The sequence below is a fragment of the Mycolicibacterium novocastrense genome, assembly GCF_001499835.1.
In the GTDB taxonomy this organism is placed as follows: Bacteria; Actinomycetota; Actinomycetes; order Mycobacteriales; family Mycobacteriaceae; genus Mycobacterium; species Mycobacterium novocastrense.
The window spans coordinates 275,010-290,132 of sequence record NZ_LQIH01000012.1; the positions used below are offsets into that span (position 1 = coordinate 275,010).

Here is a 15,123-nt window from a genome sequence, read left to right on the forward strand (position 1 = left end):
CGGTCAACCGATCTCGATTTCATCAGGGTGCGGGGGTGCGGTGGCCTCACCCGAAGTGAAATGGTCGACCAGGCCCGTGATCTCCAGGACGCGGTCGAGCTGCGGCGGCCGGTTGTCGAGGTGCAGCACGGCACCGCTGCGTGCCGCCTCCCGATGGATCACCAGCAGAGCCGACAGTCCCGTGGAGTCGAAGAACCCCAGCTCGGTGCAGTCGAGGCGCAGTTCTTTCACGCCGGCGTCGGTGGACAGCAGCTCGGAGACGACATCCAGAAGGGGTGCGGTATGTCCGTAGTCGAGGTCGCCGGCGAGGTGGATGCGTGCCGACGGAATCGTGACGTCGGTCTTCAGGGTGAGTTTCATGCGGTCGGTGTGGTGTCGGGGGTCAGGGCGGTACGCGCAGCGGCCAGGTGACGCTGAGCTCGTGGAAAGTCTTGCAGCTGGGCGGACAGCAGATCCAGTGCGGGGATCAGCGACGTCGCCGGGACGTCGCGGGAACTGAGCACCTCGGCCGTCCACGCGATGAAGCCGGTGAACAGGTCGGGGTCGTCGATGTACAGGGCGGTCGCGAGGAAGTCGACGATGTGGGCGATGTCCTCGGTGGTGTGGTCGCGTTGCGCTTCGCTGTAGTCCTGCATCGCGGGGAATCGGTTTTCCAACTCGGCGACGGTGAACTTGACCAGCTGCGGTTTGGCCGTGCTGACCATCGAGTACTCCTGGTCGGCCAGGTGCGGCAGCTCGTCCGTGGCGGGCCGGTTCGGGGTGAGGCGAAGCCGGCCGACGCCTGCGCGCAGGCACTGCGCGGCGGCGCGGGCATCGGGTGCCCACGCGTCGGCACCCAAGAGTTGCGCGTACCGGCCGTCCGGTCCGAACGCCGCACCGCCGACGAGCACGGAGACGCCTGCGGCCTGGCACGCACTGATCGCGGCATGCGCTGTGGGTAGACGGGTCGGGATCGAGCACGACAGCGCGACCGCGTCGGGCGCGTGCTGATGCAGGTGCGCGACCAGGTGGGGCGTCGGCACCTGCGCACCGAGGAAGTCCACCCGCCAGCCGCGTAGACGCAGAACTTCGGCGAGCAGCCGCGCGGGTAGCGCGTGCCATTCGCCGTCCACGCAGGCCACGGTGACGCGCCCGGCCTCGTCGGGGGATCCGGCGGCCGGGTGCTGCGACAAAGCCGCGATGACGCGATCGTTGATCGCGGTCGCCGCGTGCTCCTGCGCAACGGTGATCCGGTTGGCCGCCCACTCCGTGCCGACCCTGCGTTGGACGGGCGCGATCACCTCGAGCAGCGCGTCCTCGGGCGTCATGCCCGAGTCCACAGCGGCGAAGACGGCGGTGACCGCGGCCTGCTCGTCGGCGTCGATCGCCGCTTGCCACAGACGTTCGCGCACCGCTGCGGGCTCGGTCGCGGTCACTCCCGCGCCGATGTCCGATCCGCTCACGCTATGTACCTGCCTGCGGTGTGGCCGTCGACCGCGCTGAGATGTGTCCGGCGCGGCGCCGTGATGGCCACGACGGCCATGTCGTCGTGTTCCCGGCCGGTTACCCACTCCGAAGCGAGCATCATCATCCGCTCGACAACTGCCTCGGCGGGCAGTTCTGCGCATTGCGCCAGCGCGCCGATCAGGCGCTCGTCGCCGAAGGCCTCCTGACCGAGTGGGCCGCCGCGGGCCTCGGACAGGCCGTCTGTGTAGAGCAGGCACGTCTCACCCGGCGCGAGCGAAACCTCGGTCGACCTCGCTTTGAACTGCGGCAGGGCGCCCACCAACATGCCGCGGGTGTCTGCCTGCTCCACTGTCCCGTCGTTGCGCACGATCAGCGGGGGCGGGTGCCCGGCACAGGTCAGCCGCAGCCGCAACTGACCCTCGCGGCGCGCGACGGAGGCGAGCACCATCGTGGCGAAACGGCTGTTGTCGGGGGTCAACAGCGCGCTGTTGAGCAGCTTGAGCACCGCTTCGTGCTGGTCGGCGAGCGGCGCCAGCGCTTGCAGCGTGTTGCGGATCTTGCCGCTGAGTACCGCGGCCTCCAGACCCTTGCCGCAGACGTCACCGAGGACGACAAGCGTCTCGCCATTAGGGTCCGCGGCGGGATGGACGTCATAGAAGTCGCCACCGACAAACTCATGGTCGGCTGACGCACGGTAGCCGCCGGCAAGCTCGAAATCCCCGTTCGGTCCCAATTGAGGCGGCATCAGGTCGCGCATCAGGGTGCGTGTGATCGCCGACTGTTCGGCATACAGCCGCGCCGCGGAGAGCGCCGCACCCGCACGGGTCGCGAACAGCCGGGCGAATCGTTCCTCACTCTCGGTGAACACCGTGTGCGTGTCGCGGCGTAGCAGCACCAGCGCGCCGGCGGGAACGCCGTGCCCGGGCAGCGGCGTGATGAGGACCGACCCCACCTGCCCGACGAAATGCGAGGGAATCAACCAGTCCGGCAACGAGGCGGGATCGATCCAGCGGGATGGCACCGGCGGGAACCCGCGAAGCGCCTCGCCCAGGCCCGACACCTCGGCCGGGTCGGCATCCACGCTGCGGTGTTCGGCGGCACCATCGGGTCCGCTGCAGACCACGGGCATCCGCGCACCTCTGACAGGCGCGACGACCACCGCCGCGTCCGCCAGATGGCGGTCCGCCATCTGCGCCGTCGCCTCCATACAGCGCTCGAGGTTCAGCGACGCCATCAACACCGCCGAGACGTCATCGAGAAGTGCCGCGCGTTTCCGTTCCCTGGCCAGCTCCTGCTGCACGTCCCACAGCGACCGGTGGGCGTCCTCGACCAGCCACCACGCGACCTCGCCGCCGGCCAGCGCCGCGGGGCGTGCCTCGAAATCGCGCCCATTGAGCTTCCCGGTGGTCGACGCTTTCCCGGTGTCGGCTGACTGATCGCTTAGAAAGCGGTCGTGGGCGCGCGCCAGCCACGGCGTCGCGTCCGCCAGCCTGGTGCCGATCTCAGCGTCGGTCAGCAAGGCGCGCGCGGACGCACTCAATCCCTGAATGACTCCCGAGCGGTCGACCTTCACCACGGGGTGAGGAACCGACTGCCAGGCGGCTGCCTCGTCGGGCGCCTCGGCTCTCACGCTCCCGTCGCTGCTCATCGGTCAGCCGCGCTGACGATGCATTGACGCGAAACGAGCGGTCGCGTTCGGGTCGTCACCGTGCAAAGCGACGTCGGAACTGGAAAGCATCACACCCCTGCAGACAGGCACATCATTGGGAGGGCGTGGGCTCAGCCCCTGATGAAAGCGACTCTACCCTGCACTGGCCCGGCGTTGTCTTGAAAAGACGCCGCACCGCTCGTTCAGAAAGCGATGACGCCGCGGATGTTGCTTCCGGATCGCAGATCCTTCATCGCCTCGTTGATGTCGTCGAGCTTGTACTTCTGCGTGACCAATTCGTCGAGCTTGAGAGTGCCGGCCTCATACATCGACAGCAGTCTGGGCATGGCTTCGCGGGGATTCATCTCGCCGTAGAGGACCCCTTTGAGGGTCTTACACGAACTCACCATGTCTGGCAGGCTCAGCGGAACCATCAGGTCGCTGACCTTCGCCATGCCGGTGAGCACACAGGTGCCGCCCTTGCGCAGCAGCATCAGCGCCACCATCACGAGGTCGACCGGCACCACACCCGGTGTCAGCACGACACGGTCGGCCATCACACCCCAGGTGATCTCCTTGACCAGTTCCAGCGCCGCGCCGGCATCGACGGCGGTATGCGTCGCCCCGAAGGTGGGCGCGATCTCGCGTTTGAACTCGTTCGGGTCGACGGCGACGATGTGCTTGGCGCCGGCGACTCTCGCGCCCTGCACGGCGTTCATGCCGATGCCCCCCACTCCCACCACCACGACGGTGTCACCGGGTTGGGTTCCCGCCGCCACGGAGCCAGAACCGAAACCCGTTGTGACGCCGCAGGATACGAGGGACGCAGCCTCCAGCGGGATCCAGTCGTTGACCTTCACCAGCGAGCGTTCGGACGCCACGACGTACTCGGAGAAGGTGCCGACCTGCATCATCGCCATCAGGTCTTCGTCGCCGACATGGCGTCTGCACGTGCCGTCGGTGGTCATCGCCTTGCTGTAGATGTCGGCGCCGACGTCGCACAAATAGGTGTGTCCGGTCACGCACCAACGGCAGGTCCCACAGGCGGGGAAGAACGAGATCGCCACGTGGTCACCGGGTTTGAGCGTCTTCACCTCGGGGCCGACCTCTTCGACGACGCCCGATCCCTCGTGGCCGCCGAGCATCGGGAACCATTCGGGCACCGGCACGCCGGACGCCCGCATCAGCTCTTCCATCTCCGGGCTCGGCACGCTGTCGCCGGTGTAGAAGTGCTCGTCGGAATGGCAGATCCCCGCGTACGCCATCTTGACCAGAACCTCGCCTGCGCGGGGCGGGTCCAGCTCGACGTCGGTGACTTCCCAGTCGATGCCCACTCCGCGCAACACGGCCGCTCGTGCCTTCATCTACGACTCCTTCGGCCAGCCGACAGTTTTGGTTTCGGTGAAGATTTCGAGGCCTTCGATGCCGCACTGCCGTCCGACACCGGATTGCTTGTAACCGCCGAACGGGGCGTCCGCGCCGTACCAGAGACCGCCGTTGATTCCGAGGGTCCCGGTGCGGATCCGGCTGGCTACGGACTTGGCACGGTCCAAGTCGTTGGCGAACACCACGCCCGACAAGCCGTAGATGGAGTCGTTGGCGATGCGCACCGCATCGTCGTCGTCGTCGAATCCGATGACCGACAGCACCGGGCCGAAGATCTCCTCCTGGGCGATCGTCATCCGGTTGTCGACGTCGGCGAAAACAGTTGGCTCGACGAAGAACCCCTTCTCGAGGTGAGCCGGAATGTTGCCGCCGGTGACGACCCGTGCCCCTTCCTGCTTGCCCTTCTCGATATAGCCCATCACCCTGTCCTGCTGGCGTTTCGATACCTGGGGGCCTTGCAGCACCGAGGGGTCGGTGGGGTCACCGTACTTGTTCTTCTCCATGGCGACCTTGACGATTTCGACCGCCTCGGCGTAGCGACTGTTGGGCACCAGCAGGCGGGTCGGCATGGCACAGCCCTGCCCGGCGTGCATGGAGATGAACGCGCTGCCGCCCACTGTTGCGCTGATGTCGCCGTCGTCGTCGAGCACCAGATACACCGACTTGCCGCCGAGTTCGAGGAATGTGGGCTTGACGGTGTCGGCGGCCGCCTTCATGATGCGTCGCCCCGTCGCCGTCGACCCGGTGAAGGCCACCATGTCGACGAGGGGAGAGGTCGAGAGCACTTCACCGACCAGATGGTCCGACGAGGTGACGATGTTGATCACTCCCGGCGGAATGTCGGTCTGCTCGGCGATGATCCGGCCGATACGGGTCGCGTTCCAGGGCGTATCGGGAGCGGGCTTGAGCACCATCGTGTTGCCCATCGCCAGGATCGGCCCGATCTTGTTGAGGATGATCTCGATTGGGAAGTTCCAGGGCGTGACGACGCCGACCACCCCGACGGGTTCCTTCCAGACCTCACGTGCGGCGAGGGTGCCCATGCCGAAGGCGTCTTTGTCGGGAAGCGTTCGCTTCCAGGGGAACTCGGCGATCATATCGGCCGGCCAACTCAAGGCCTCTCTGAGCGGAACGTCGAGCTGCGGTCCGAAGGTGCTCAGCAGTGGGCAGCCCGCCTCTGCGATGAGCTCTCCGCGGATCTCCTCGCGTTCGGCCTCCAGCGCCGCCTGCAGTTGACGCAGTCCTGCGGCCCTGGCTTCACCGTCTCGCGACCAGTCGCTGTGGTCGAAGGCGTGGCGGGCGGCCGCCACCGCCCGTTCCATGTCGGCACGGGTGCCGTCGGCGGTGCCCCCGAGAACCTCCTCGGTCGCGGGGTTGATGTTGTCGAACTGCTGGCCCGTTTCGGATTCGACGAGCTTGCCGTCGATGAGCATGCGTGATTCGTGGGTCACCGGGTGTCCTTCACCACTGTCGAAGTTCGGCCACGGCGCCCGATGGTCTGGGAGCCAATGTCAGATAGGGGATGAAACTGCTGTTACCGCAACGAAGTACGTTGTGCACGACGTCAACGAGGTGATCGGCCTCGACGAGACCGCCCTGCATGTAACCGTTGTCCATCCAGAACCGGATGGCGTTCTCGAGCGCCTGCGGATCCCAGGTCTTGTTGAACTCGGTCTGGGAATCTCCCTCACCGCCGAAGCAGTCGCCGACCGCCAGGCGGGTGAAGCCGATGTTCGGGTGTTCGATGCGCCAGGCCTCGACCAATTTGTCCAGCGCCGCCTTCGATACGGCGTAGGCACCCAGCAGGGGCCATGGGGCGGAATAGGAAGCGCTGAGCGACGAGAGGTACACCGCCGAACCCGCGTTGGCGGCCAGGTGAGGTGCCGCCGCCGCGGTGATGAGTGAGGCGCCGGTGACGTTGGTGGCGAACAGATTTGCCCATTGCTCACCCGTCACCTCGGTCAGCGGGGCGAGGACGCCGACGCCGGTCGTGTAGACCAGGGCGTCGAGACCGCCGAATTCTTCGACGACGGCTGTCATCGCGCGTTCGCAAGCGTCCGCGTCCGTGACGTCACACGCGACGGCTACCGCACCGCTGCCCGCCTCCTTGGCGGCGTTCTCGAGGCGGTCACGACGCCGCGCGAGGAACGCGACCCGGGCGCCCTCCTTCGCGAGCCCGATACCGATGCAGCGGCCGAGACCCGCGGACGCTCCGACTACGGCGACTCGCAGCGGTGGCGCGTCTGACATCAGATCTCCTTGAGACGAGGGCGAAGCAACATTATCAGTCCGGTAGAAGAAGGATAATCAAAAACGGAAACGCTCATTTCCGTACGGTAGGCGATCACCCTGAGACGCGAATTGATCATTACTACCGCCTGACCACCTTGCGCGGTTCCGTCGCGAAGCTGAGCAGAAGCCGGTCGAGGATCCGTGCCGCACGACCGCGTGCTCGGCCGGGGCTTTTCGCGTGTGCCACCAGGAGCGCGCCCTCCTCGAGCGATGCGACGAGCATGTGCGTGAGCTCGGCAACGGGCAGATCGTCGATGCTGCCTTCGGCGATGGCATTGCGCACCATCTCGTTGATCAACGCGATGCTGTTGTCCTCCTGGATCGCGCGCAGGGTCCGCCAGCCCAAGACGACGGGTCCGTCAACCAACATGATGCGCTGCACCTCGGGTTCGAGCGCCGACTCGAGGAAGCCGTGAAGACCGGCGCAGAGGCGTTCCCACGAGTCTGCGCCGCGCGGCGGGGAGGACAGCGAGCGCAATGTGAGGTCCCGCTCGACCTCCTCGAACACCGCGCGGAAGAGTTCGGCCTTGTCTTTGAAGTGGTGATAGAAGGCGCCGCGGGTGCCGACGCCCGAGGTCTCGACCAAGTCGCCGATGCTGGTGTTGAAGTAGCCCTTCTGCACGAACAGGATGCGCCCGGCATCGATGAGATGGCGACGGGTTTGATCTCCGCGAGCACGTCGTTCGGAGTCCGTGCCACCACGCTTGGCCATGCCGAGCATGGTAGCAACATTCACGGTGTAGGTTAGCGTTGCCAGACAACCTGCATGTTGTATGTTGCTGGATGTGGCAGACGAAGGTGTTCGCGCGTACGGATCGGTCGCCCCGCTGAAAGTCGGCCTGCTCAACGACTATCCGACCAGGTCCGGCACCGAGGACGACACGCTCGACACGCTACGGCTGGTATTTGACGAAGCGGTATCCGCCGGGCTCGTCGACCGGCCGATCGAGGTGGTACGCCGCGACGTCATCGGCCTGCCCAACGGCACGTACCACGCCGTCGAACGCGGTTACGACGAGCTGGTCGCCGAAGGCTGCCTGGTGATTTTCGGCCCGTACGTCTCCGACAACGCGGTGCCGCTGTCCGCGCACGCCAACCGGGTCGCCACGGTCCCGAATCTCATCCTGTCGGGATCGGAGGAGGCGCTCGGGGAGTGGACGTTCGCGCTCAACAACGGGTCGATGCCCGAGGAGCCCGTCATGCTCGCCGCGGTGATGCTCGGCGATGAAAGGTCGCGTATCGCCATCGCATATGAGGCCTCTCTCATCGGCAAGGAGTATCTGACGTTCGCCGAGAAGGCTTATTCCGCAGCGGGATTGAAGGTCGTGGCCACGGCGGCCATCCCGCAGGTCGAAGCGGACAAGGCGGCGGTGGTCGCCGAACTCCGGGCCACCGGTCCCGATGCCCTTGTCCACGTTGGCTTCGGCCACGGGTTGTGGGGCTTCTCGGACGCCCTGGAGAGTGCCGGCTGGGATCCGCCGCGCTACACCACGACGGCGTTCGAGATGGCGCACATCAACGCCGAGTGGATGCGCCACCTGCGCGGCTGGGTCGGTCTCGACAGCTACGACGAGCGCAACGATGTCGGGCAGGCCTTCCTCGACCGATTCGAAGCGCGTTACGGCCGCCGGCCGGCGCACTCGATGCCGGGCCTGTGCCACGACGTCGCGACCGTGATCGCGCGGGGTCTGGCGGCGGCGAGGCCGCTGACCGGCGGAGGGGTCAAAGAGGGAATCGAGCAGGTGAAGCTCGTGCCGTCGGCGAGCGGAGCCCCGGGTACCTTCCTCCGGTTCGGCCGTTACATCAGGCAGGGTTGGCTGGGCTCCGATTACCTGATCGCGCGGCGGGTGCTGCCGGATGGAAGCGGACACGTATTCCACGCGGCGCCGAGCGACAACATTTCGCGCGCGGTCGGTATCCGCCGAGACTGAGCTTGTGCCCGACGATGGCGCGAATTTCCCGCAGGCTCAGTTTCGGCGTTGGCTACCCAGCTGGATCGCACCGAACACCGGCGCCGTGACGATCCCCGGCGGCTGGGCCCTCACGTAGGGGATCGCCCGGACAGCGCCCATCGCGATCATCAGATGCCCCGGTTGGGCGTGCTGTCCGCTGGGCACCTGGCCGTCCCAGCCGACGTCGAGTGCGAGCTCGAAACTCGGTTCGCCCTTGATGACGGCGCGGATCAACGGCGCCTTCTCTCCGGCGGCCAGCGGCTTCAGTCCCCACTGGGGTAGATCGCGCGTCAGCACCCATTCCTCGTGAATCGCCAACAAGGGGCGGCCTGACCAGTGTCCGACCCATGAGAACCGTTGGCCGACGACCGTTCCCGCTTCGATGGTGCCCGCCAGCACCTCGAGGTCGTGCGGAAGCGTGGTGGCGTCGACGGACACCTCGACGTGCGAGAGCGTGACGCCGAGAACGTCGGCGGTGGCGTTGAGCGCCTGGCGGTACGCCATGTCGAGCTTCTTGATGATCGGCGAGTCCACGCTGACGTCCTCGGGCGGTCTGCCCATGCCCATAAGATCGACGAGCATGGGTCGGCTGTCGACCGCCGAAACATCGGTCGCTTCGTAGAGGTCGATTCGATCGATCGTCTTGCTCAGCCCCGTCACGGTCGCCACCAGGCGTTCGAACATGAAGCCCGGATTCTCGCCCGCGGCGTGGAATCGGGACTGTCCCGCGCGACAGGCTTCCGCGAAGGCCGCTTCAGTCTCGGCGCCGTAGGTGGGCAGGTGATTGTAGGACGTCGTCGTTATGACGTCGGTGCCCCCCGCGAGCAGTCGGCAGATGTCGTCGGCGTTGGTGTCGACGGCATGGGCCTTGCTGGCGGCATGGATGACGACGTCAGCGCCGAGTCCGAAGATCTCGTTCTTGTCCGTGGTAGCGAGCACGCCGGTGCTCGCCGGAAGGCCGCAAAGCGACCCGGCATCCTGACCGGCCTTCGCCGGGTCGTACACCAGCACCCCGGCCAATTGAAAATCAGGGTTCTCAATGAGTTCCGCCAGCGCCGCGCGACCGACGGCGCCCGTGGCCCATTGAACGACTCGAGTTACCAATCGAACGCTCCCGGTGTGCTTTTCGCTGAGACAATGGCTTGGCTTCGGCCCAACGTACATGATGGAGGTCGGCAACCACCAGGGTGTATGTTGATAGCGGCCGATCCGCAGTGAGGAGTCGTCGCATGTTCGAGCCGGCGAGCGTCGAGGATCTCGAGCAGAGCATTCGAGACGCCCAAGACAAATTCAATGCAGGCATGGGCGCCGACGGTGACGCCACCCCGTATCCCTTCCTCAAGGAGCTGCGCGCGCAGGCGCCGGTGCACGCCGGGTGGCCCGAGATGGGCATGATCGGCAATTCGGGAGACGGCCCGCCGACCTTCACGGCGTACACGTTCGACACCGTCAAGGCGATCTTCACCGACAACATCACCTTCAGCACCCGCTGCTACGAGGACGTCGTGCGGCCACTGCAGGGCCCGACCATCCTCGAGATGCAGGACCCCGAACACGCGATCTACCGCAAGCTCCACGAGTTCGCCTTCGCTCGCTCATCGATGAAGCGTTGGGATACCGAACTCGTCGGCCCGCTGGTCGACCGAACAATCGCGAAAATCAAGGACGCCAAGCGTGCCGACCTGGTCGACGCGGTGTTCATGCCGATTCCGGTGCGGGTGATCGCAGCCCTACTGGGACTTCCTGATTCCGATGTCCTGCACTTCCACCGACTGGCGATCGACCTACTGGGCTTCCGCGGCGATATGGACTGCGCGATGCGGGCATCGGCGAAGATGAAGGAGTATTTCGTCGGGATCCTTGCCGACCGGCGCAAGGAGCCCAAGGACGACATGGTGTCCATCCTCGCGGCCGCAGAGGTCAACGGCGTGAAGATGTCCGACGAACAGATCTACGGTTTCATGCGCAACCTGCTGCCCGCCGGCGCCGAGACCACATCACGCTCGACCGCCAGTCTGGCCTACGCACTGCTGACCCATCCCGATCAGCTCGACGCGGTTCGCGCCGACCGCACCCTGCTGCCGCAGGCCATCGAAGAAGGCATCCGCTGGGAAACCCCCCTGCTCAACTTCATGCGCGAGGTCACCTGCGACACCGAGATCGGCGGAGTTCGCGTACCCGAAGGCGCGACGATGATGCTCAGCCTCGGTAGCGCGAACCACGACGAAACACGGTGGAACGAACCGGAGAAATTCGACATCTTCCGGGAACGCAAGCCGCACATCGGGTTCGCGCACGGGGCCCACGTCTGCCTGGGCATGCATCTGGCTCGACTCGAGACCACGAAGATCTTCAACGCGTTGTTCGACGAATTACCCGGATTGCGGCTCGATCCCGACGCCCCGGCGCCCTACATCACCGGAACGATGTTCCGCTCGCCCCCTCGACTTGACGTCGTGTGGGATTGAGGTAGCGACCGTATGACGCGAGTGATTCAGTGGGCGACCGGAGTGACGGGGATGATGGCGCTTCGCCACATCCTCGGCAGGGCCGATCTCACGGTCGTCGGTGTTCGTGTCTACGATCCGGCAAAAGCCGGTGTCGACGCGGGCACGTTGTGCGGCGTCGGCGAGGCGGGAGTGGTCACCAGCGACGACCGCGACGCCATCATCGCCACCGACGCCGACGTGGTGCTCTACATGGGCAAGGTCGAGACCGACACCCCGGGCTGCTTCGCTGACGTCTGCGATCTGCTTGCCTCGGGGAAGGATGTTGTCGCCACGGGCAGCAGGTTCATCCATCCGCGCTCACTGCACGATTCGCTGGCCGACGGCATCGAAAATGCCTGTGAGGCAGGCAAATCATCGTTCCTCGGGGTGGGCCTGTACCCGGGCTTCTTCGGCGAGTCGATCGCGCCCCTACTGTCGCGGCTCACACAGCAGACGAACCGGATCACCGTCCGCGAAGTGCTCAACTACTCCACCTACGCCAGTCACGACCTGATCTTCAATGCCATGGGTTTCGGGCACGCACCCGACGACACAACCCCACTGCTCGCCAACGCCGAGTACGCGGCGAGTGCATGGATCGGTAGCGCGACGGTGCTTGCTCAGGCGCTCGGCCTGCGAATCCGTGCGGTCGAGGGCTTCCGTGAGGTCGTGACGACGCCGCGCGCGCTGACCGTCGCCGCGGGTGAGATCCCCTCGGGCACCGTCGGTGCCATGCGGTTCGGCGTGGTCGTCGACTGCGGCGAGACGACGATATCGGTCGAGCATCTCACCCGCATGGCTGACGATCTGGCCCCGCATTGGCCGAACGAGATTGGATACGAGCTCGCCTTCGAGGGTGAGCCGAATATGCGAATACACCTCGAAATCGGTTCCCGCGGTGAAGACCACGCCGAACAGGGGTGCCTGGCCACCGCGATGCATGCGATCAACGCGATACCCACGGTCATCGCGGCTGAGCCGGGGCTGTATGACCTGTCGGTCATCGCGCCGTTTGTCGCGCACTGGACCAGCCGCAGCGGCTAACTGACGCCGAGCGATGTCAGGGCTTGTTGCCGAATCCCGTGTAGCTGCGAATGAGTGGCAGGTCCGCCATCGTCGCGAACCCTGCGGGCGCCGCGCAGACCGCCGGGATGGCATTGACGACCTGCATCGCCACCGTGATGAGGCCCGCGCGGACGTGCTCCTCAATCGACGCCTCGCGCGAGAAGCTGGCCAGCGGAAAGAAGTGCGTGCGCATTGAGGGATCGCCCTCGATGGTCAGAGTCCAGCCATCGAGCGGTTGCGGCCAGTGGTCGGGATACTCACCGCCGACGGTCCAGAGCGTTTCGAATTCGATCAACGGTTCACCGTTCCGATGTCCGATGAAATTCCAGCGCTGTCCGGCCGTGCTGCCCTGCCGCACCACGTGATCGAAGATCTGGAGGTCTTTGGTTGCCGGCACCGTTTCCAGGGTCACCGAGACGTCGTCGATGTCGGCATTCAAGCTGTCGGAGATGAACCAGGTCTGCTCGACGAACAGCTTCGTCAGAAAACTCAGGTACGTGTTGGCCGTGGGGGTCACCTCGTCAACCGGTCGGCCGAACCACATTCCATCGAAGGTGATTCCGGTGCTCTCCCACAGCGTCCAATCGGCCCTCTCCTGGAGCGTCAGGCGATCGATCGTGCGACTCATGCCCGACAGTGCCAGCGGCAGCACACCAGACAGATTGCCCGGGTTGAGCCCACTGCCGTGGATGGTGCTGTTGCCCTTCTCGCACGCCGCCAGGACCTTGTCCCGGTCGGCCTCGGGAATGCGCCGAGGGTGGAACAGAAATGACGGCGTTGCCACGTTCTTTCCGCTCTCGAGCAACGCACAGACATCGTCGAGGTCGGTGAAAGACGGTGCGTACAAGACGAGGTCGGCGTCCAACTCGAGGATTGCGGCGACATCAGTGGTGGCGGTGACGCCGATGGGGGTTCTGTTGACCAGGGTCCCGATGTCGACCCCGTTCTTGGCGTCGGAATACACGCGGGCTCCGACCAACTCGAGGTCGGGGCGGTGATCGAGGATGGTGGTGATCATTTCGGAGCCGACAGCGCCGGTGGCCCATTGAATGATCCGCAGTGGGCGGCTGCCGGCGGTCATGGGGCGGCCCCGTTCGAAACCGTCACAGTGCGACAGTACACCGGTGATAACGTAGGTTCTCACAATCGGTAAATGAAATTCTCTACAGGAGCGCGCCGTGGACGATGTGCTGAGGTACCGGGGCAAGTCGGTGGTTGTAACAGGTGCGGCGTCGGGTATGGGCCAGGCGACCGCGCAAATCCTCGTCGATCTCGGTGCGACGGTCACCGCCCTGGACATCCAACCGACGACCGTTCCCGTTGCCCGCGCGCAACAGATCGATCTGCGCGACGCCAAGAGCATCGAAGAGGTCGCTGCCTCCATCGACGGCCCCGTCGACGGGCTCTTCAGCTGTGCGGGGCTGCCCGGTCCGCCGTTCAGCGAATGGGACACGATTCTGGTCAACTTCGTCGGGGCACGTCACCTGGCCGAGCAGCTCGTGCCGAAGATGCCCGAAGGGTCGGCGATCAGCGTGATCTCATCGTCGGCCGCGATCGGTTGGCAGGACCACATCAAGGTCATCACAGGCCTGCTCGAAACCAAGGGGTTCGAGGCCGCTGTCGAATGGCTCACCGCCAACGAAAAGTTGTGGTCGTGGAGCGGCTATGCCTACTCGAAGTACATCATCGATGCGTGGGTGGGCTGGTGGTATCCCGAACTCGGCCGCCGCGGCATCCGCATCAACTGCATCAACCCCGGCCCGACCGAGACGGCGATGATGCCGGCCTTCCAGAACCTGATGGGCAAGGAGACCGTCGATGAGGCGGTCGGACCGGTCGGACGCTATTCGACTGCCGAGGAACAAGCCTGGCCGCTGGTCTGTCTCGGCAGCCCGCGGTTCAGTTATGTCGGCGGTGAGGTGCTGTGGACCGACGGCGGGTGGAACGGCGCCATGACGATGGGCCGGCACCACGCGCAGTGGGCCGACACGGCCGCCGCAGAGATGTCGAAGAACAGCTGACCGTTCCCTCGCACCCCCGATGGAGCCCAGCCGCCGAATCCAAATCCCCCGACTGGCAACGTCTATCGGCCGGCGCTCAGGCGGGGGGCCAGGTGCACGATGTCGCTCACGACCGTGGGATTGGCGCGGGACATGGCGATCAACGACAGCATGGCGTTGGCCACGTCGTTGACGGCGGACATCTTCGCCGGAATCTGACCCTCCTGTGCCCAGGCCCGGTAAAGATCGGCCAGTAGGTCCCGGTCCGCCCCGCGGAGGATCTCGGTGCCCTCCGTCGGGCCGACGCTGACACGGATGACGGCCAGTTCCGGATGCTCGGCCCGCCATGATCGCAGAATCTCGTCCAGCGCGGCCTTGCTGGCGTGGTAGGCCGCGACGCCCGCGCGTGGCCTACCGACATCGTGACTGGACGCAACGAGCACGACCGCGTCGTCGGCGAGGTGGGGGAGCGCGGCACGCAGCACATGCGATGCGCCCACCGCGTTGACGGCGTAGGCGTGCAACCACGTCGTGACGTCGGTTTCCTCGATCAACGCGAACGGCACCACGGCGCTGGTGAACACCACCGCATCGAGGTGGCCGAACGTCGTGGCCACCTCGTCGACGACCCGCTCGATCGCGCGTGGATCGGAGACGTCGAGCTCGTGCGCGGAACCGTCGAGCTCTTCGGCCAGCCCGGACAGGAGCTCGACCCGTCTGGCCGCGAGCGCGACACGGGCACCCCTGGTGTGAGCCGCCCGCGCAAGCGCGTGACCAATGCCCGAGGATGCGCCGATCACGAGCATCCGCGCGCCCTCGATATTGGAGTGTCGATCGCTCATGCC

At 65.9% G+C, this 15,123-nt stretch carries 14 protein-coding genes; 4 read left to right on the top strand and 10 right to left on the bottom strand.

What is annotated here, in order from left to right; genetic code table 11:
- Window positions 1-3 precede the first annotated feature (3 nt).
- The 7 genes from AU072_RS11570 to AU072_RS11600 form a co-directional block, all read right to left on the bottom strand.
- Window positions 4-360 carry an STAS domain-containing protein gene (locus AU072_RS11570; RefSeq protein WP_064413906.1) on the bottom strand — a complete coding sequence of 119 codons (357 nt, stop codon included), beginning with the start codon at window positions 358-360 and terminating at the stop codon, window positions 4-6.
- Window positions 357-1,442 carry a cobalamin B12-binding domain-containing protein gene (locus AU072_RS11575; RefSeq protein WP_235629887.1) on the bottom strand — a complete coding sequence of 362 codons (1,086 nt, stop codon included), beginning with the start codon at window positions 1,440-1,442 and terminating at the stop codon, window positions 357-359. Before AU072_RS11575 ends, AU072_RS11570 begins: the two co-directional genes overlap by 4 nt.
- A complete protein-coding gene (locus AU072_RS11580) occupies window positions 1,439-3,094 on the bottom strand; it encodes a PP2C family protein-serine/threonine phosphatase (RefSeq protein WP_064413907.1) in 1,656 nt (551 codons plus the stop codon). The genes AU072_RS11575 and AU072_RS11580 overlap by 4 nt, the downstream gene beginning before the upstream one ends.
- 203 nt (window positions 3,095-3,297) lie before the next feature.
- The gene (locus tag AU072_RS11585) at window positions 3,298-4,458 is read right to left on the bottom strand and encodes an NDMA-dependent alcohol dehydrogenase (RefSeq protein WP_064413908.1); all 1,161 of its coding nucleotides are present in this window, start codon (window positions 4,456-4,458) and stop codon (window positions 3,298-3,300) included.
- A complete protein-coding gene (locus tag AU072_RS11590; RefSeq protein WP_064414039.1) occupies window positions 4,459-5,913 on the bottom strand; it encodes an aldehyde dehydrogenase family protein in 1,455 nt (484 codons plus the stop codon).
- 28 nt (window positions 5,914-5,941) lie between these two features.
- The gene (locus tag AU072_RS11595) at window positions 5,942-6,730 is read right to left on the bottom strand and encodes an SDR family oxidoreductase (protein ID WP_064413909.1); all 789 of its coding nucleotides are present in this window, start codon (window positions 6,728-6,730) and stop codon (window positions 5,942-5,944) included.
- 121 nt (window positions 6,731-6,851) lie between these two features.
- Complete coding sequence (locus AU072_RS11600) at window positions 6,852-7,484, bottom strand: TetR/AcrR family transcriptional regulator (RefSeq protein WP_064414040.1); 633 nt, start codon at window positions 7,482-7,484, stop codon at window positions 6,852-6,854.
- Window positions 7,485-7,557: 73 nt separating this feature from the next.
- Here AU072_RS11600 and AU072_RS11605 point away from each other — a divergent pair, with 73 nt between their 5' ends.
- Window positions 7,558-8,703, top strand: coding sequence for an ABC transporter substrate-binding protein (locus AU072_RS11605; RefSeq protein ID WP_064414041.1), 1,146 nt, complete (start codon window positions 7,558-7,560; stop codon window positions 8,701-8,703).
- A gap of 36 nt (window positions 8,704-8,739) precedes the next feature.
- Here the strand turns inward: AU072_RS11605 and AU072_RS11610 are convergent, their stop codons facing one another.
- The gene (locus tag AU072_RS11610; protein ID WP_064413910.1) at window positions 8,740-9,828 is read right to left on the bottom strand and encodes an NAD(P)H-dependent amine dehydrogenase family protein; all 1,089 of its coding nucleotides are present in this window, start codon (window positions 9,826-9,828) and stop codon (window positions 8,740-8,742) included.
- 125 nt (window positions 9,829-9,953) lie between these two features.
- Between AU072_RS11610 and AU072_RS11615 the strand changes: the two genes are divergently transcribed.
- On the top strand, window positions 9,954-11,192 hold the full coding sequence (locus AU072_RS11615) for a cytochrome P450 (protein WP_064349337.1): 1,239 nt from the start codon (window positions 9,954-9,956) through the stop codon (window positions 11,190-11,192).
- A gap of 12 nt (window positions 11,193-11,204) precedes the next feature.
- Window positions 11,205-12,257 carry an NAD(P)H-dependent amine dehydrogenase family protein gene (locus AU072_RS11620; RefSeq protein WP_064413911.1) on the top strand — a complete coding sequence of 351 codons (1,053 nt, stop codon included), beginning with the start codon at window positions 11,205-11,207 and terminating at the stop codon, window positions 12,255-12,257.
- Between the two features lie 16 nt (window positions 12,258-12,273).
- Here AU072_RS11620 and AU072_RS11625 read toward each other — a convergent pair whose 3' ends face one another.
- A complete protein-coding gene (locus tag AU072_RS11625; protein WP_064413912.1) occupies window positions 12,274-13,359 on the bottom strand; it encodes an NAD(P)H-dependent amine dehydrogenase family protein in 1,086 nt (361 codons plus the stop codon).
- Between the two features lie 97 nt (window positions 13,360-13,456).
- On the opposite strand from AU072_RS11625, the gene AU072_RS11630 reads away from it, so the two are divergent.
- Window positions 13,457-14,299, top strand: a complete 843-nt coding sequence (locus tag AU072_RS11630) for an SDR family oxidoreductase (protein ID WP_064413913.1) — start codon at window positions 13,457-13,459, stop codon at window positions 14,297-14,299.
- A gap of 62 nt (window positions 14,300-14,361) precedes the next feature.
- Here the strand turns inward: AU072_RS11630 and AU072_RS11635 are convergent, their stop codons facing one another.
- The gene (locus AU072_RS11635; RefSeq protein WP_064413914.1) at window positions 14,362-15,120 is read right to left on the bottom strand and encodes an SDR family oxidoreductase; all 759 of its coding nucleotides are present in this window, start codon (window positions 15,118-15,120) and stop codon (window positions 14,362-14,364) included.
- Window positions 15,121-15,123 lie beyond the last annotated feature (3 nt).

What these genes read in the sequence shown, in the direction of transcription:
- AU072_RS11600 (WP_064414040.1), bottom strand. Translation starts at nt 7,484, where the DNA reads ATGGCCAAGCGTGGTGGCACGGACTCCGAACGACGTGCTCGCGGAGAT.
- AU072_RS11635 (WP_064413914.1), bottom strand. Translation starts at nt 15,120, where the DNA reads ATGAGCGATCGACACTCCAATATCGAGGGCGCGCGGATGCTCGTGATC.
- AU072_RS11585 (WP_064413908.1), bottom strand. Translation starts at nt 4,458, where the DNA reads ATGAAGGCACGAGCGGCCGTGTTGCGCGGAGTGGGCATCGACTGGGAA.
- AU072_RS11580 (WP_064413907.1), bottom strand. Translation starts at nt 3,094, where the DNA reads ATGAGCAGCGACGGGAGCGTGAGAGCCGAGGCGCCCGACGAGGCAGCC.
- AU072_RS11620 (WP_064413911.1), top strand. Translation starts at nt 11,205, where the DNA reads ATGACGCGAGTGATTCAGTGGGCGACCGGAGTGACGGGGATGATGGCG.
- AU072_RS11625 (WP_064413912.1), bottom strand. Translation starts at nt 13,359, where the DNA reads ATGACCGCCGGCAGCCGCCCACTGCGGATCATTCAATGGGCCACCGGC.
- AU072_RS11590 (WP_064414039.1), bottom strand. Translation starts at nt 5,913, where the DNA reads ATGCTCATCGACGGCAAGCTCGTCGAATCCGAAACGGGCCAGCAGTTC.
- AU072_RS11595 (WP_064413909.1), bottom strand. Translation starts at nt 6,730, where the DNA reads ATGTCAGACGCGCCACCGCTGCGAGTCGCCGTAGTCGGAGCGTCCGCG.
- AU072_RS11615 (WP_064349337.1), top strand. Translation starts at nt 9,954, where the DNA reads ATGTTCGAGCCGGCGAGCGTCGAGGATCTCGAGCAGAGCATTCGAGAC.
- AU072_RS11570 (WP_064413906.1), bottom strand. Translation starts at nt 360, where the DNA reads ATGAAACTCACCCTGAAGACCGACGTCACGATTCCGTCGGCACGCATC.